The sequence below is a fragment of the Dactylosporangium cerinum genome (assembly GCF_042653625.1).
In the GTDB taxonomy this organism is placed as follows: Bacteria; Actinomycetota; Actinomycetes; order Mycobacteriales; family Micromonosporaceae; genus Dactylosporangium; species Dactylosporangium cerinum.
This window is the reverse complement of sequence record NZ_JBHSIU010000018.1, coordinates 169,022-184,223: the sequence shown is the minus strand read 5'-3', so window position 1 is coordinate 184,223 and position 15,202 is coordinate 169,022. Positions and strand designations below refer to the sequence as shown.

The 15,202-nt window shown below is 70.7% G+C and carries 16 protein-coding genes and 1 pseudogene; 8 read left to right on the top strand and 9 right to left on the bottom strand.

Annotation, left to right across the window (positions count from 1 at the left end; all coding sequences use genetic code 11):
- Positions 1-41 precede the first annotated feature (41 nt).
- Positions 42-1,733 carry an FAD-dependent oxidoreductase gene (locus ACFPIJ_RS16365; protein ID WP_380115833.1) on the bottom strand — a complete coding sequence of 564 codons (1,692 nt, stop codon included), beginning with the start codon at positions 1,731-1,733 and terminating at the stop codon, positions 42-44.
- A gap of 85 nt (positions 1,734-1,818) precedes the next feature.
- On the opposite strand from ACFPIJ_RS16365, the gene ACFPIJ_RS16360 reads away from it, so the two are divergent.
- Positions 1,819-2,121 (top strand): methyltransferase family protein, encoded by a 303-nt coding sequence (locus tag ACFPIJ_RS16360; RefSeq protein ID WP_380115832.1) that lies wholly within the window; start codon positions 1,819-1,821, stop codon positions 2,119-2,121.
- Positions 2,122-2,346: 225 nt separating this feature from the next.
- On the opposite strand, the gene ACFPIJ_RS16355 is transcribed toward ACFPIJ_RS16360, so the two are convergent.
- The 4 genes and pseudogenes from ACFPIJ_RS16355 to ACFPIJ_RS16340 all read right to left on the bottom strand — a co-directional run bounded on the left by ACFPIJ_RS16355 (position 2,347) and on the right by ACFPIJ_RS16340 (position 4,046).
- Positions 2,347-2,448, bottom strand: a complete 102-nt coding sequence (locus tag ACFPIJ_RS16355) for a hypothetical protein (protein ID WP_380116191.1) — start codon at positions 2,446-2,448, stop codon at positions 2,347-2,349.
- A gap of 110 nt (positions 2,449-2,558) precedes the next feature.
- Positions 2,559-2,732, bottom strand: a pseudogene (locus tag ACFPIJ_RS16350) (putative nucleotidyltransferase substrate binding domain-containing protein); the annotation flags it as partial.
- Positions 2,678-3,625: a CBS domain-containing protein gene (locus ACFPIJ_RS16345; protein ID WP_380115831.1), complete on the bottom strand. Its 948-nt coding sequence runs from the start codon at positions 3,623-3,625 to the stop codon at positions 2,678-2,680. The gene ACFPIJ_RS16345 and the pseudogene ACFPIJ_RS16350, both read right to left, overlap by 55 nt.
- Before the next feature lie 100 nt (positions 3,626-3,725).
- Positions 3,726-4,046, bottom strand: a complete 321-nt coding sequence (locus ACFPIJ_RS16340) for a three-helix bundle dimerization domain-containing protein (RefSeq protein WP_380115830.1) — start codon at positions 4,044-4,046, stop codon at positions 3,726-3,728.
- 32 nt (positions 4,047-4,078) lie between these two features.
- On the opposite strand from ACFPIJ_RS16340, the gene ACFPIJ_RS16335 reads away from it, so the two are divergent.
- The 4 genes from ACFPIJ_RS16335 (at position 4,079) to ACFPIJ_RS16320 (ending at position 5,817) form a co-directional block, all read left to right on the top strand.
- Positions 4,079-4,717 (top strand): hypothetical protein, encoded by a 639-nt coding sequence (locus tag ACFPIJ_RS16335; protein WP_380115828.1) that lies wholly within the window; start codon positions 4,079-4,081, stop codon positions 4,715-4,717.
- Positions 4,718-4,779: 62 nt separating this feature from the next.
- Positions 4,780-4,965 carry a hypothetical protein gene (locus tag ACFPIJ_RS16330; protein ID WP_380115826.1) on the top strand — a complete coding sequence of 62 codons (186 nt, stop codon included), beginning with the start codon at positions 4,780-4,782 and terminating at the stop codon, positions 4,963-4,965.
- A gap of 198 nt (positions 4,966-5,163) precedes the next feature.
- Positions 5,164-5,592 carry a spore germination protein GerW family protein gene (locus ACFPIJ_RS16325; protein ID WP_380115824.1) on the top strand — a complete coding sequence of 143 codons (429 nt, stop codon included), beginning with the start codon at positions 5,164-5,166 and terminating at the stop codon, positions 5,590-5,592.
- Positions 5,593-5,658: 66 nt separating this feature from the next.
- A complete protein-coding gene (locus tag ACFPIJ_RS16320; RefSeq protein WP_380115823.1) occupies positions 5,659-5,817 on the top strand; it encodes a hypothetical protein in 159 nt (52 codons plus the stop codon).
- Positions 5,818-5,866: 49 nt separating this feature from the next.
- On the opposite strand, the gene ACFPIJ_RS16315 is transcribed toward ACFPIJ_RS16320, so the two are convergent.
- From ACFPIJ_RS16315 to ACFPIJ_RS16300, 4 genes are all read right to left on the bottom strand, one after another.
- Complete coding sequence (locus ACFPIJ_RS16315; RefSeq protein ID WP_380115822.1) at positions 5,867-6,721, bottom strand: universal stress protein; 855 nt, start codon at positions 6,719-6,721, stop codon at positions 5,867-5,869.
- 154 nt (positions 6,722-6,875) lie between these two features.
- A complete protein-coding gene (locus tag ACFPIJ_RS16310; RefSeq protein ID WP_380115820.1) occupies positions 6,876-8,108 on the bottom strand; it encodes an acetyl-CoA hydrolase/transferase family protein in 1,233 nt (410 codons plus the stop codon).
- 218 nt (positions 8,109-8,326) lie between these two features.
- Positions 8,327-10,009, bottom strand: coding sequence for a SulP family inorganic anion transporter (locus tag ACFPIJ_RS16305; RefSeq protein ID WP_380115819.1), 1,683 nt, complete (start codon positions 10,007-10,009; stop codon positions 8,327-8,329).
- On the bottom strand, positions 10,006-10,344 hold the full coding sequence (locus ACFPIJ_RS16300) for an ArsR/SmtB family transcription factor (protein WP_380115818.1): 339 nt from the start codon (positions 10,342-10,344) through the stop codon (positions 10,006-10,008). The genes ACFPIJ_RS16305 and ACFPIJ_RS16300 overlap by 4 nt, the downstream gene beginning before the upstream one ends.
- Before the next feature lie 193 nt (positions 10,345-10,537).
- Between ACFPIJ_RS16300 and ACFPIJ_RS16295 the strand changes: the two genes are divergently transcribed.
- The 3 genes from ACFPIJ_RS16295 to adhE all read left to right on the top strand — a co-directional run bounded on the left by ACFPIJ_RS16295 (position 10,538) and on the right by adhE (position 15,134).
- The gene (locus ACFPIJ_RS16295) at positions 10,538-11,227 is read left to right on the top strand and encodes a CBS domain-containing protein (protein WP_380115817.1); all 690 of its coding nucleotides are present in this window, start codon (positions 10,538-10,540) and stop codon (positions 11,225-11,227) included.
- A 51-nt stretch (positions 11,228-11,278) separates the two neighbouring features.
- Positions 11,279-12,172, top strand: a complete 894-nt coding sequence (locus tag ACFPIJ_RS16290; protein ID WP_380115816.1) for a universal stress protein — start codon at positions 11,279-11,281, stop codon at positions 12,170-12,172.
- A gap of 304 nt (positions 12,173-12,476) precedes the next feature.
- Positions 12,477-15,134 (top strand): bifunctional acetaldehyde-CoA/alcohol dehydrogenase, encoded by a 2,658-nt coding sequence (gene adhE, locus ACFPIJ_RS16285; RefSeq protein WP_380115814.1) that lies wholly within the window; start codon positions 12,477-12,479, stop codon positions 15,132-15,134.
- Positions 15,135-15,202 lie beyond the last annotated feature (68 nt).

Below are 15,202 nucleotides of genomic sequence, written 5' to 3'. Positions count from 1 at the left end.
CCTCGATGTTGCGGCGCCCTGCGGTGCGGCTGGCCGGCGCGCTAGTGGAGGTGGAGCAGCTCGGCGCGGCGCTCGCTGGGGTCATGGCCGGTCACCGCGACGGTGGCGTGGCGGTTGCGGGTGGTGTGGTCGGGAATCTGCGCCGAGACCGGCTGGGCGTCGGTCGGCTCGTCAACCCCGTGAACATCGGGCGGGAACGGCGCGCCGGTCTCGATCAGGCTCTGGTACGACTCCAGCCACTTGCCCTGGTCGAACCCGACTGCGGCGACGAGCCGGCCGCGGTCGCCGTAGGCGGCCACGAACTTGCGCTGTGCAACCGAGCCCTGGGCGATGACGACCTGGTCGGCGAGGGTCGGCACCCCGACGGATTTGATGTTGGTGCCGAACTGCGCCGACCAGAACACCGGGACGGCCTGGTGCGGCCACCGGTCGGCCGGGGCGCAGACCATGTTGTGGGCGGCGACCTGGGCCTGGGCGACGGCGTTGCCCCAGTGCTCCAGGGCCAGGAACTGGTAGTCGTACAGCGGGTGCGGGAAACGTGCCACGTCACCGGCCACGAACACGTCGTCGGTGGTCACCCCGTTGACGTCGAACACCCGGCAGCCGGCGTCGCAACCCACGCCCCAATCGCCGACGGCCAGGCCGCAGTCGCGCAGCCATTCGGTGTTGCGGACCGCCCCCAACGCCACCACGGCCACCTCCGCGTCCACCGTGCTGCCATCGGACAGGTGGGCGCGGCGTAGCCGCCCGGCGGTGTCACCCTCCAGGCGCGTGACGGTGACCCCGCAGCGCAGGTCGACGCCGTGCTCACGCTGCATGTCGGCGGCCACCGCGCCGATCATGCCGCCCAGGGCGCCGACCAGGGGTGTGGGTCCGCGCTCGACAAGGGTGACCGCCAGGTCCCGGTCCCGGCAGGCCGAGGCGACCTCGGAGCCGGTGAACCCGCCACCGATGACCAGCACCCGGCCGGGCCGGTCGGCCAGCCGGTGTCGCAGGCCGGCGGCGTCGTCCCGGGTGCGCAGCACGAATACCCCGTCAAGGGCTGCCTCATCGCGATTGAACCAGGGCCGGGCCCGGGTGCCGGTGGCGATCAACAGTCGGTCGTAGTCGATGATGCCGCCGTTGCCGAGGTGTACCTGCCTGCCGGCCGGGTCCAGCCCGGTGGCCGGCGTGCCGAGCAGCCACCGCACGCCGAGTTCGTCGACGCGGGGCAGGCCGGTGTGGTCTGGGGCCACCCATCCCTCGAGAACCTGCTTGGACAGCGGCGGCCGGTCGTAGGGCTGGTACGGCTCGTCCCCGATCATCGTCAGGGAGCCGGTGAAGCCATCCCCGCGCAGGGTCGCCGCGGCGGCAAGGCCAGCCAGCGACGCACCCACGATCACGATCCGGCCGTCGCGGCGGAAAGCCTCGGTCGCCGCATCGTGCCCGTCCGGCGAGGGTTGCTCACCTGTTTGCCGCCACCCGGCCGTCCGCGATGATGCGGCCGTCCTCGCAGACACTGCTGGCCCGGTCGTCGCGGATTCCACGGCGGCCTCCCGATCGTCGGCGCGGTCGACCAGGATCGCCTGCACCGGGCAGGCCGCCGCCGCCCGCAGCACCCGCTCCCGCTGAGCGTCATCGGGCTCCGGGTCGTACATCAACGCCTCGGCGCCCCGCATCCGGAACACGTCGGGGGCGAGGAAGGCGCACTGTGCGTACGCCTGGCAGCGCGTGAGGTTCACCACGACCCGCATAGCCGCGCCCTCCCACCAGAGGCAATTCGGTTTCGGTGTCCTTCCCGGCAGTCCTACCGAGAAACCCGCGAGGTGCAGATAGCTGGTGACCAGCGGCGGCGTGTTCGGCGTGATCAGGCACCGCACGACCATCGTGCCGCACCACCGGGTGGCGAGCCTGGTCACGACGGGTGCGTACCGGCTGTCCCGCAACCCGATGTACACCGGCCTGGCCGTCATCTACCTCGGCGTTGCGCTGGTGATCGGCTCGTGGTGGCCGGTGGTGCTGTGGCCGGCCGTGCTCCTGGCCGTGCACCGGCTGGTCATCCGGCCCGAGGAGCGCTACCTCGAGCAGCGGTTCGGCCCGGCCTACGCCGAGTACCGCGCCCGCGTGCGTCGCTGGCTCTGAGTCGGCTCCCCGTCAACTTCGTGGCATTCGAGTCCCATGAAGGTGCCGTGATGCCATGAAGCGCTTGATCAGCATTCCGCAGCACGAACGAGGAGGCTTGGCACGATGACCGATTTCTTGCAGGACCACGTCGGCGCGGACGACCACGCAGAACTCCGCTTCCCGCCAGGGTGTGCGCGGGCCGGCACCGGCCAGCGGCACCCGGCGGCGCGGTCGGATCACGGCTCAGCCGGGCAGCCGGGTGAGCCACGCCCGATCCACCCGCGACTGGACGAGGGCGATCGCGCGGAACGTCTCACGCAGGTGCCGGCGGGTGAGCGAGTCCAGGTCCTTCGGCGCGATGAATGTGCTCGTCGGCGTGCCTGAGGTGCGCAGCGCGCTCGGACCTCGTGGCGCAGCAGCAGCCCGTACACGTTGTCGAATCCGCCGGCCAGAGTGTCAGCCTCGTCAGTGGTGAGCAGCCCGAGCGCGGCGCCGCGGTGCAGCCGTTCGATCGTGGTGCCGCTGGCGTCGCCGGCCGTGATGGCGATCCACCGGGCGAGGGCGACGACGGGGGTCAGGCCGCCCGGTTTGAGGTCGAGTTGGCCGCGGTGTTCGCCGCTGTGGTGCACGACGAAGTCCCGGATGAACCCGGCTCAAGGCCGGAGACCTCCACAGGAGGGTCGGCCCAGACGAGCGCGGTGTCCACATCGGACATCGGTAGCGGCTCGCGCCGGGCCAGGGAGCCGAGCAGGACCCAGGAGTGCCGCACTCCGTCGAGTGCCGGGTGCTGCTGCAGGTGCAGCAGGCGCCGGATCGCCGCGTCGACGACCGCGGCGTGGATTGCCCCGATGTGTGTGGCGGGCACGGCGTCGTCGCACAGCTCGCCGAGCATCCGGGGCAGCAGGCGGCAGGCCGCGGCCAGCTCCGCGATGTCCCCGGCCGCGTCGATCGCCGACCGGATCAGCAACGGGTCGCGGACCTCGGCACCGGCGAGGTCGACTGCCCGGAGCACGCCGACCGGTCGCCCCGCCTGGTCGACCACCACGAGGTGGTGCACACCGCGTTCGATCATGCGCAACAGACCTTGGGCCCGCGTGGCGTTGCTCTCGACGATCAGCGCCGGCACCGTGGCGAGTTCAGTGACCGGGGCGTCGATGCCGATCTGGCCGGTCGCCACCGTCCGGCGGAAGTCGAGGTCGGTCACGATGCCGACACGCCCGCCGGTGCGGACGAGCGCACACGACAGTCCGGCCGCGCCGATGCGTTCGGCGACGTCACGAATCCGGTCCGTGGCGGCGCACCAGACGATCGGACGCATGAGGCGATCCAGTGGCTGCACGGCTTCGTGCAGCCCGACATCGTGGATGAGCCGAGGACGGGCGGAGCCGGGGTGCATCGCGGCGAAACGCAGCCGTTCGGGCCGGGCGAGAATGGCTCGTGGATCCGGTATCCGCAGGCACAGGCTCTCCTCGTGCGCCCGGACCCGTACCTGCCCGCCGAGGAAGTCCACGAACTCCTGCATGCCCGGCCCACCTTCCAGTTCCGGATACGGCAATCCTCGAGACGAATGTGGAGGTCGCCGTAACGTCCTGGTCGGCAAGCTCCGGGCATGGGGAGCCGGCCTAGTCATTGGGCTCGTCGAGGATGCGACGGGCGTCGCGCTCGATGAACACCGGGACGAACGCGTGCACCTCCGCGGTCGCGTACAAGTCCGTTACCTGATTGACGGTCTGGCGGACCACCTCGGGATCGTGGCGCCCGGCGTACCGCAGGATCAACCGTTGCGTAGCGTGTTCAGACGCATCGTTGCTGGCCGCTGCGCCGATGATCGTGGACTCGCGGCTGGACGTCCCGTGGCCGAGGGGACGTAGGTCCCGCCAGCATGGGTGCTTGTCCTCTGCACCGGGACGCCGCCGGCGCCGGATGCTGCTGGCACCACACAACGGGCACCAAACCAGAAGCCCCGGAGGGCACCATGAAGCGGAAGACGCTCGACATCCTCGTCGGTCTGGGCCTCGTCGTCCTGGCCGGACTGCTCCTGGTCGCCGGCCTGGTGCTGACCAGCAACGCGAACTTCGCCAACGACTACGTCAAGGACCAGCTCGGCCAGCAGCAGATCACGTTCAAGGCCGCAGATACGTTGACCGCGGAGGAGAAGCAGTCCGCGTGCCTGGTCAAGTACGCGGGGCAGCAGCTCACCACCGGCAAACAGGCGGAGTGCTACGCCAACGAGTTCATCGGCCTGCACCTCAAGTCCATCGCCGGCGGCAAGACCTACGCCCAGCTCGGCGACGTCCAGACCGGGCTGCGGGCCCAGATCGCCGCACTACCCAAGGACGACCCGGCCGTCACCGACCTCCAGAAGCAGCTGACCGACGCCACCGCCGCCCGGGAGACCGTGTTCAAGGGCGAGACCCTGCGCGGCCTGCTGCTCACCTCCTACGGGTTCAGCGAATTCGGCGTCAAGGCCGGCCAGGCCGCGCTCGTCGCCTACTTCGCCGCCGGACTGCTCCTCCTGGTCGGCGCCGCCGGCCTCGTTCACGCCGCCGCCACCCCGGCCAGCAAGGGCTTCGCCGTCCCGGAGAACACGGGCAAGGGACTCGTCAACGCCTGACCTGTCCACATGCGTCGCACTGCGACCCGGGCCTCCCAGTGAGTGCCCGGGTCAAGTGCGTCATGATCGACTACGTCCAGGCGGGCGACCACGAAGGCGTGCTGACCCACGGCATCGGCATCACCTGGCCGAACGCGCAGTCGAATCCGCAGATCGCGGTGCGCGCGGATGAGGCGGTACGGGTCGACGCGATTGGGTACCGGCAGCACGTGGTGGCGATCGACGTCGACGCGACGCAGGCGCGCTGAGCGTGCCGATCGCTGGCGGACCGCACATTCGGGTGAATTCGGGACGGGTCTCGCCGGAGTGCCGGACGGCACGCCGGGCCCGGGTCGGCCGACCTTGTCGGCAGCGTGGATCAGGCTGGAACCGCACGACAAGCGGGCGGAGTCACGACCGTGCGGCTCCGCGCGTCGGCGAAGGGAGATGTCACCATGAACCGGGCTGTGTTGGACGAGGCCGCGACGCTGCAGACCATCCGTGAGGTGATGGAGCAGGTGAGTGTCGGGCGGGTGTTCGGCGCCCCCATCAACCAGGCCGGGCTGACTGTGGTGCCGGTCGCGAAGATCGGCGCAGGTGGCGGCGCGGGCGGCGGCAGCGAACCCGCCGCGGGCGAGGAGAACGCCAGCGGCTCGGGCGGCGGCTTCGGCCTGACGGCCAAGCCGCTCGGCGTGTTCGTCATCGGCGGCGGCAAGGTCCGCTGGCGGCCCGCGGTTGACATCAACAAGATCATTCTTGGTGGGCAGGTCGTGGCGGTGACGGCGCTGCTGGTCGTTCGTGCACTGATCAAGGCGGGTGCTGTCGGTGGCGGGCGCCGCTGCCGCCCGGCCGGCCGTTTCGGCGCCGGTGTGCAGCGTTCGCCGCGCGCGCGGTGAGCTGCCGTACTCCGCGGGCCGGGCCACGCTGATCGCGCGCCCGCCGAGGCGGTCCGCTCGGTCACCGTGACCGGACCGGACCTGCTGTGGGTCGACGTCCAGGCCACCGCCGCCGCGGCGCGGGGCCCGCGATCACTGCCCTGGCTGGACGCCCTCGACAGCCACGCCGCGCTCCTCGTCTCCGCCTCCGGGCTGCGCCAGGTCACCGCAGACGTGGAGGGCTGAAGGTCACCACCCGTGACTGCCGTCGGCCCCACGACGCGATGCCGTAGCTTCACGCCGCCTTGGACGGATGTGCGATCAGCACCGGGCATTCGGCGTGGTGCATCAACTGCTGACCGACGGAGCCGAGCAGCAGACCCGTGAACCCACCATGGCCGCGGCTGCCGACCACGACGAGCTGCGCGGTGTGCGACACACCGATGAGGACCTTCGCCGTCCGGCCGACGGCGAGGTGCGCCTCGAGGGTGACGGACGGGTACTTGTCCTGCCAGCCGGACAGCGAAACCTCCAGCATCTCGCGTTGGATGGCCTGGACGGCGCTCAACGGCAGCACCGTCGGCGACGGCGGGACATATGCCCTGATCGCGACGACGTGGGTCCCGAGCGCGGCTGCGGCGTCGAACGCGAGGCCCAGCGCGGCGTCGGTGGCCGGTGAGCCGTCGACCCCGACCACGACCGGGCCGCCCGCCGCGGAATGTCCTCGCACGACCACGACAGGGACGCGGGCGTGGGTGGCGACCTGCTGACTGACCGAACCCATGAGCAGGTTGGTGATCCCGCCGGCGCCGCGGTTGCCGACGACGAGCAGCCGCGCTTGGTCGTCGCCGAAGTCGAGCAGTGTCGTCGCCGGTGCCGCATGTACCACCGTCGCGACGGCGTCGATGCCTGTGCCGCGGGCGCGGACGTTCGCGACGGCGGCGGCCGCCAGCTGCTCGGCCCGTCCCCGCACTGCCTCCGCCTCCTCGGCGGTCGCGCGGTAGTAGCTGCCCGCGGGCCAGCCGATCTGGTACGTGTGGACGATCTGCAGCGGTGCGCCGGTCCGCTGGGCCTCATCGGCCGCCCAGTCCACCGCGCGTTGCGACTCTTCGGATCCGTCGTATCCGACGACGATCTTCGTCTTGTCCATGGTCTCCTCCTCAGGTCCTGAGTGTTCGGCACCAGCGTGGGCCGGTCGGAACGGACGAGATAGAGGACTCTGGATCGTCTGGCGCGGGTCGATGGTCCCGCTGGCGTCCTGGCGTCCTGGCGTCCTGGCGTCCTGGCGTCCTGGCGTCCTGGCGTCAGGTCAGCAGCATGCCGAAGGTCCGGCCGGCGGCGCGCAGGCCGTCGCGGGCGTCCGGGTGCGCGGCCCGGTCGATGATCTGTTGGGCCTGTTCGACCGAGTCGCGGCCCCAGATCGAGGCGGTGCCCTGTTCGGTGACGATGTAGCTGTGCTGGAACGACGTCACGGGCCCGGACACCAGCGGCACGACGGAGGACACATCAGCCTTCGGGTGCCAGGACCGCAGTGCGATGACGGCATGCCCGCCGGGGGAGTGCATGGCGCCGACGATGAAATCTGTCTGCCCGCCGAAGCCCGAATGCGTCCGGTTGCCGATCCGGGTCGCGTTGGCCTGGGCGAACAGGTCGACCTGCAGGGCGCTGTTGACGCTCATCAGGTTGGGGTGCGCGGCGATCGTGCCCGGGTCGTTGGTCTTCTCGGTGCGCAGCATCCGCACCCGCGGGTTGCGGTCGACCCAGTCGTACAGCTCTGCCGAGCCGAAGCAGAACGACGCGGTGACCGGCGTGTCCCGGTCGAGGCAACCGGCCTTCTCCAGGGCGAGCGCACCGTCACTGAACATCTCCGACCAGATGCGAAGGCCCCGCCGGTCCAGCAGCGCTTCCAGGGTGGCGTCCGGGATCGCGCCGATCCCGAGCTGCAGCGTCGCCCGCGGCGGCACCAGCACGGCGACCCGTTCGCCGATCGCTGCCGACACCGTGTCCGGGGCGGCGACAGTGTGAGTGGCCAGTGGCTCGTCGATCTCCAGGAGGTAGTCGACCGCTTCGAGGGGCACCATGGCGTCGCCGTGGGTGCTCGGCATCGCGGTGTTGACCTGGGCGACAACGATGCCGCCGCGGGCGCGGGCCGCTTCGATCGCGGCGGGCAGGATGTTGACCTCGACGCCGAGGCTGACGGCTCCGCCGGTGGGGCGCGACGTGTGCAGGAGGACCACGTCGGGCGCGAGTCGCTGCTGGAACAGGTGCGGCACCAGCGACAGTCGGCATGGGAAGTAGTGCAGGCGTGGGTGTGCGCGCATACCGGGTCCGACGAACGCGGACTCGTAGATGACGCCGTCGCGGTCGGGCAGGCCGGGCTGGGCGTTGAGCATGAAGAGCCGGAACTCTGGGATTGAGGCGTCGGCGATGGCGAGCAGCCTGCGCGGGGCGGCGTAGTTGCCGCTCGCCACGATCCGGGGGCTGCTCGGCAGCGCGCTGAGGATCCGCCCGAGTTCCGACTCGGTCAGTGTTCGCATGCCGTGCTCCTCATCGAGGGTCTGCCGGCCGTGCCGCACGGCCTGGTCCACCCGCTCGGCTGCCGTCGCGCGGCATCCGGACTCGTGGATCACGCTAAGCGGCGTTGCGGGACGGCAGCAGGGCCGAACGGCACCGGTCACGGCGTACCAATGACCCATGCGGAACAGTCGGCGGGTGGTTGCGGCGCCGCGGAGTCTGTGGAGTTCGCACCGGCCTGTTACGGAAGCGGGGACTGGAGTCCGACGACGTGGGTCCGGGCATGGCCGATGGCGGCAAGGGTGTCGGGGAAGATCAGTCCGTCGCGGCGGAGGTCCTCGGCCACCCCGAGCGCGGCGAGGACCTTGTCGTGGCCGGTGGCGACGCCGGACAGCAGGACCGTGACACCACGCCGCCGCAGATGGGTGATCGTCTCGCCGAGCATGTGCGCGCCGGTCGCGTCGATCGTGGTGACGCGCGACATCCGCAGGATCACCACTCGCACGTCGGTGACCTGGGACAGTTCGATCAGGAAGTGGTGGGCGGCGGCGAAGAACAGCGGGCCGTCGAGGCGGTACGCGACGATGTGCTCGGCGAGCAGGCGGTGCTCCTCGGCGCTGTGGTCGCCGGGCTCCAGCGGCACCTGTTCCAGGCGGGCGCTGCGGGCGACGGCCCGCAGCGCCAGGACAGCCGCTGCCCCGATCCCGACGATGACGGCGGTGACCAGGTCGAACGCGACGGTCACAGTGAATGTCAGCGCCAGCACCACGGCGTCGCCGCGGGTGGACCGGGCCAGCGCGAGCAGCGTGCCGACCTCGACCATCCGCACCGTGGTCGCCAGCAGGACACCGGCCAGTGCCGCGAGCGGGATGCGGGACACCAGCGGCGCCGCGGCCAGCACGATCACCGCGAGCGCAACGGCGTGGGTCAGCGCCGCGAGCTTCGACCCGGCGCCGGCGCGGACGTTGACCGCGGTGCGGGCGATCGCCGCGGTCGCCGGGATCCCGCCGAACAGCGGCGAGGCGAGGTTCGCCAGCCCCTGACCGAACAGCTCCCGGTCCGGGTCGTGGCGTTGGTTGACGGTCATTCCGTCGGCGACGGTGGCCGACAGCAGGCTCTCCAGCGCGGCGAGCGCCGCGACGGCCACGGCGGACGGCAGGAGCGTGCCGATTGTGGCGAGATCGAGGAAGCTCAGCGACGGTGCAGGCAGGCTGTCCGGCAGTGTGCCGATGCGGGTCAGGCCGAGCGGGGCGATCTCGGCCACGGCCGTTGCCGCACCGACGGCGAGCAGTGAGAAGGGCAGCCCGGGTCGCAGTCGTGCGCCGATCAGCATCACCGTGGCGACACCGGCGGCCACGCAGACGGGCGCTGGGTGCGGATGGCTGGCGTAGCGGGCAAGGGCATCGGCCGCGATGGACCAGACCTTGTCGCCGTGGGCGCCGGCGACGCCGAGCGCTGCCGGCACCTGCTGCAGGGCGATGACGACCGCGATCCCGGCGGTGAATCCCTCGATGACGGGGGTTGGCAGGTAGCGCACGGCGCGGCCGAGCCTGGCCAGGGCCAGCGTGATGAGCAGCAGGCCGGCGAGCGCACCGACCATGAGGACGCCGGGGCCACCGAACTGCTGGACCACCGGCACCAGCACGACGGTCATCGCGCCGGTGGGACCGGACACCTGCAGGTTGGACCCGCCGAAGACGGCCGCGACCGCGCCGGCCACCACTGCGGTGACCAGCCCGGCCTGGGCGCCCAGGCCCGATGTGGCGCCGAAGGCCAACGCCAGGGGCAGGGCGACGACTGCCACCGTGAGCCCGGCGAGCAGGTCCCGGCGTGGTGCGCGGCGTACGGCGGTCCAGTCCGAGCGTTGCGGCAGCAGGCCGGTCAGGCGCCGGGTGGTGGTGCGCAACGCGGCCGACGCGGTCATCGGTCCTGCGGCTGGGCCTGGAGCTGCACCAGTAGCCCCTCGCGGTCGGTCAGCACCGCACCCAGGATCCGCCGCCCCGCGGCCAGCAGGTCGGCGACGTCCGGAGTGCTCAGGGCGTATGTCACGAGCGATCCGTCGCGGGTGGAGGTGACCAGGCCGGCCCGGCGGAGCACAGCAAGGTGCTGTGACATGCCCGGTGCCTCGATGCCGACCTCGGCCAGCAGGTCGCGCACCGGCTTCGGCCCGTCCTGCAGGAGCTCCAGCACCCGGATGCGGACTGGATGGCCCAGCGTGCGGAACAGTTCGGCCTTGGCCTGATACAGCGGTACGGACATGCTCTTCCCCGATCGTGTGGGCCGTAACTTGCTGACTTTAGCAGTTGCGAACATCTGCAACTCAAGAGCCTGGGCGGGAATCTGGCGAGGGGTCGTGTGCCCGGGACCAGGGGACTTTCGGCCCGTGCGCCGCTTCGGTCCCGCGGGTCAGCGTGGAGAGCAAGCCGAACGCCGCATGGAAGGGAACAGGTCGATGAGCTCGCTGCTGGTACGTGATGTGATGAGCACCGGTGTCGTCACGGTCGCACCCGATCTCGGGTACAAGCAGATCGTCGACCTCCTCATCGAGTTCGGGGTCAGCGCCGCGCCGGTCGTCGACGACCACCGCAGGGTGCTGGGGGTGGTGTCCGAGGCGGATCTGCTGCACAAGGTGGAGTTCAACGGCGCCGACGTGCACGCCAGACTCTTCGAACGCCGGCGCCTGCGCCTGGCGAAGGAGAAGGCGTCCGGTGAGACCGCCGCGGCGCTGATGACGGCCCCGGCGGTCACGGTCAAAGCGACGGCGACCCTCACTGAGGCGGCCCAGCTCATGGAGCACCGCAACGTGAAGCGGCTCCCTGTCGTCGACGACGATGGCAACCTGGTCGGCATCGTCTCGCGGCGGGACCTGTTGCGCCGGTACCTGCGCACCGATGATGCCATCCGCGGCGATGTCATCGAGTCGGTGCTTCGCGGCATCATGTGGATCGACCCGATTGAGGTCGACGTCACCGTTGTGGACGGGCACGTCACCCTCACCGGGAGGATCGACCGGCGCAGCAGCGCCCAGATCGCGGTCCGGCTGATCCGGGGGCTCGACGGTGTCGTCGGTGTCACGGACGACGCTCTCGCATGGGGCTTCGACGACACGACGACCCGGCTGAGCCATACGTTCGACGCCTGAGCGGACGCGGATGGCCAGGATTTCCACCGCTCTGACCTGACGGAGGACGACATGTCATCACGGATCAGGATCGTCGTGGGGTTCGACGGTTCCGTGGATTCCTGGGCGGCGGCGCGCTTCGCCGTCGTGGAAGCGGGCGTGGGCGGCGGTCTGGTCCGTCTGGTGCACTCGCTCCTCGACCGGATCGCGTACGCCACCCTGCTGCCGCCGGAACTGACCGGTGATTGTGACGCCGAGGCGGTCCGGCTGCTCGACCTGGCCCGTGCCGAACTGCTCCGAGCGAATCCTGGCGTCGACGTGCAGAGCATGATCGTGCAGCGGGCGCCAGGTGCCGCGCTGGTCCGGGTCTCCCGCTCGGCCGACCTCATCGTGCTCGGCCGGCACGGTCACGGCCGGGCTCCGGCCGGCGGCCGGTTTCAGCGCGTACACATCGGCGCGGTCGCGACGCACGTGTTGGCCTATGCCGCGTGTCCCGTGGTCGTCGTGGGCACCGTGGACGAGGACGCGCTGCGACGTCCGGTCGTGCTGGGACTCGACGCGGCAGCGCCGTCGTCGCCAGCGATCTCCTACGCATTCGAAGCTGCGCAGCGCCACGGCACCAGCATCCGGGTGTGCTACATCAGCAGGCCCGCCGGCCGGACCGACGATCCGCACGCTGATGCCGACGCGCGTCTGCAGCTCAGCCAGGCTCTGGCCGGCTGGCGAGCGACATTCGCCGATGTTCCTGTTGCGCTGGACGTCCTGCATGGGGTCGACCCCGCGGCGCGCCTTCTCGACGCGGCCGCGGACGCTTCACTCGTCGTCGTCGGCGCCAGGGACCGCTCGGGGGCGCCGCATGTGGGCTTCGGCGCGGTGCCAGAGACCTTGGCCCGCAACGCGGTGTGTCTGGTCGCTGTCGTCCGGACGCAACGGCAGGCGGTCACGCGTCCAGCCGTCATCGGCTGAATCGGCAAGGCTCCCGACGGCAGGTGAGTCACTGTGCGCCATCTTGTCACCGCAGCCGGCAGGCCCCGGTTCGACCGCGGAGATCGGTGCCAACCTCGGCGCGATCCTCACCGGTCGCGCGGCGGTGTGGCTGTTCGCGACTGGGTGGACGTCCGGCGCTGGGCCCACGGCGTTGCGGCGTGAGCGCCGATGGCGGGGCCTTGGTCATTCACTGCCGGGCCTTCGGGCACTGTGCCCGACGCCGCGACCGTCAAAGGATGAAGATGTGGACCGGACCGGTCCGTGCCGCCTCGGGAAGGAAGTGATGACGGTGACCGGGACCCTCGCTCCGTCGCTCGCCGAACAGGTCGACGTGCCCGTCGAAGGAGCAGCACCGGCCGTTGACCGGTTGGTGACCAGGGCGCTGCGGACACTGGACGCCTATGCCGCGCTGGGCCAGCAGCAGATCGACCACATCGTGAAGAAGGCGTCCGTCGCGGCGCTCAGCCAGCACGGCCGTCTTGCCGAACTGGCGATCGAGGAGACCGGCCGGGGCGTGTTCGAGGACAAGGCCGTCAAGAACGTCTTCGCCTGCGAGCACATCGCGCACAGCCTCGCCGGGCTGCGCAGCGTCGGTGTCGTGTCCCGCGACGAGATCAACGGCATCGTCGAGATCGCCGAGCCGGTCGGCGTCGTGTGCGCCGTCACGCCGGTGACCAACCCGACGTCGACCACCATCTTCAAGGCCCTGATCGCGCTCAAGACCCGCAACCCGGTCGTGTTCGCCTTCCATCCCGCCGCCCAGCGGTGCAGCGCCGAGGCCGCGCGGGTCGTCCGCGACGCCGCCATCGCCGCCGGCGCGCCCCGGGACTGCATCCAGTGGGTCGAGGCTCCGTCGATCGAGGCGACCCAGATGCTCATGCGGCATCCAGGGGTTGCCGTCATCCTCGCCACCGGCGGCGGTGGGATGGTCCGCGCCGCCTACTCGGCCGGTAAACCCGCCCTCGGCGTGGGCCCGGGCAACGTCCCCGCCTATATCGAACGCAGCGCAGACGTGGTGCGGGCTGTGCACGACATCGTGGTCTCCAAGACCTTCGACAACGGTATGATCTGCGCCTCCGAACAGGCCGTCATCCTCGACGCCGCCATCGCCGAGCAGGCCGTGGCGCAGTTCGAGCGGCTGCACGCCCACGTGGCGACCACGCACGAGAAGCAGCTGCTGGAGCAGTTCATCTTCGGCGCCGTGGCTGGCAGCAACTGCGCCGGCGCGAAGCTCAACGCCGACGTGGTCGGCCGCTCCGCGGCCTGGATCGCGGCAGGCGCCGGCTTCGACGTCCCCGCCGACACGTCCGTCATCCTCGTGCCCGTCGATGGCGTCGGTCCGCACGAGCCGCTGACCCGGGAGAAGCTCTGCCCGGTCCTGGCCATGCTGCGGGCCGGCTCGCAGGAGGAAGGCTTCCGCCTCGCCGAGCAAATGGTCGAGCTCGACGGGCTCGGCCACAGCGCGGTCATCCACACCGCCGACACCGCGACCGCGGAAGCCTACGGCAAACGCGTCAAAGCGGTCCGCATCATCTGGAACTCGCCGTCGTCGCAGGGCGGCATCGGCGACGTCTACAACGCCTTCATGCCGTCACTGACGCTCGGATGCGGTAGCTACGGCCGTAACTCCGTGTCAGGTAACGTGTCCGCGGTCAACCTGCTCAACATCAAGCGCATCGGACGGCGCACCAACAACCTGCAATGGTTCAAGGTCCCACCGAAGATCTACTTCGAGCCCAACGCCATCCGGTACCTCGCCGACATGCCCGACGTCCACCGCGTCACCATCGTCACCGACCCGACCATGACCCGCCTCGGCTATGTCGACCGCATCCGTGGCGTCCTGCGCAGCAGCGTCAACCCGGTCACCGTGCAGATCCTCGACAACGTCGAACCGGAACCGACGATGGCGACGGTCGAGCGCGGCGCCGAACTCATGCGCTCGTTCCGTCCGGACACCATCATCGCACTCGGCGGCGGCTCGCCGATGGACGCGGCCAAGGTGGTGTGGCTGCTGTACGAACACCCGGGCGTCGAGTTCACCGACATGCGGGAGAAGTTCTTCGACATCCGCAAGCGCGCCTTCACCTTCCCCACCCTCGGCCGGCTCGCCCGCCTCGTCTGCATCCCCACGACGTCCGGCACCGGCGCCGAGATCACCCCGTTCGCAGTCATCACCGACACCAAGACGGGCATGAAGTACCCCCTGGCCGACTACGCGCTCACCCCGAGCGTCGCGATCATCGACCCGGTGCTGACCGCGGACCTGCCGCCGAACGTCACCGCCGACAGCGGCTTCGACGCCCTCACCCACGCCACCGAGGCGTTCGTGTCCGTCTACGCCAACGACTACAGCGACGGCCTCGCCCTCCACGCGATCAAACTCATCTTCGAACACCTGCCCGCCGCGGTGCGGCACGGCAGCACCGATCCCCTTGCGCGAGAGAAGATGCACAACGCCGGAACGATCGCCGGCATGGCCTTCGGCAACGCCTTTCTCGGCATGGTGCACGCCCTCGCGCACACCCTCGGCGCCACCTTCCACATCGCGCACGGACGCACCAACGCGATCCTGCTGCCGCACGTGATCCGGCACAACGGCCAGGTCCCGGCGAAGCTGACCGCCTGGCCGAAGTACGAGCGCTACGTCGCCCACGAACGGTTCCAGCAGATCGCCCAGGCACTCGGCCTGCCCGCGAGCACGCCGGAGGAAGGGGTCGAGTCGTACGCCGCAGCGGTGGAGCGGCTGCGCGCCGAGGTCGGCATCGAAGCGTCGTTCCAGGCCGCCGGCGTCGACGAGCAGACGTTCCTGGACGCCCTGCCCCAGCAGGCGATGAACGCCTACCTCGACCAGTGCGCCCCGGCGAACCCCAGGATGCCGATGCTGGAGGACCTCCGCGACATCATGCGGACCGCCTACTACGGCACCACCCGGTCGTGAGCACAGGGCGGTGGTGAACCCGCGGCGAAGGTCCCGGCCAGGGCGGAACCTCGCCGCGGCGACCTCGC

Bases quoted from the DNA above. Each gene is read 5' to 3' on its own strand.
- ACFPIJ_RS16345 (WP_380115831.1), bottom strand. From the start codon at position 3,625: ATGCAGGAGTTCGTGGACTTCCTCGGCGGGCAGGTACGGGTCCGGGCG.
- ACFPIJ_RS16330 (WP_380115826.1), top strand. From the start codon at position 4,780: ATGATCGACTACGTCCAGGCGGGCGACCACGAAGGCGTGCTGACCCAC.
- ACFPIJ_RS16335 (WP_380115828.1), top strand. From the start codon at position 4,079: ATGAAGCGGAAGACGCTCGACATCCTCGTCGGTCTGGGCCTCGTCGTC.
- ACFPIJ_RS16315 (WP_380115822.1), bottom strand. From the start codon at position 6,721: ATGGACAAGACGAAGATCGTCGTCGGATACGACGGATCCGAAGAGTCG.
- ACFPIJ_RS16290 (WP_380115816.1), top strand. From the start codon at position 11,279: ATGTCATCACGGATCAGGATCGTCGTGGGGTTCGACGGTTCCGTGGAT.
- ACFPIJ_RS16365 (WP_380115833.1), bottom strand. From the start codon at position 1,733: ATGCGGGTCGTGGTGAACCTCACGCGCTGCCAGGCGTACGCACAGTGC.
- adhE (WP_380115814.1), top strand. From the start codon at position 12,477: ATGACGGTGACCGGGACCCTCGCTCCGTCGCTCGCCGAACAGGTCGAC.
- ACFPIJ_RS16300 (WP_380115818.1), bottom strand. From the start codon at position 10,344: ATGTCCGTACCGCTGTATCAGGCCAAGGCCGAACTGTTCCGCACGCTG.
- ACFPIJ_RS16305 (WP_380115819.1), bottom strand. From the start codon at position 10,009: ATGACCGCGTCGGCCGCGTTGCGCACCACCACCCGGCGCCTGACCGGC.
- ACFPIJ_RS16310 (WP_380115820.1), bottom strand. From the start codon at position 8,108: ATGCGAACACTGACCGAGTCGGAACTCGGGCGGATCCTCAGCGCGCTG.
- ACFPIJ_RS16295 (WP_380115817.1), top strand. From the start codon at position 10,538: ATGAGCTCGCTGCTGGTACGTGATGTGATGAGCACCGGTGTCGTCACG.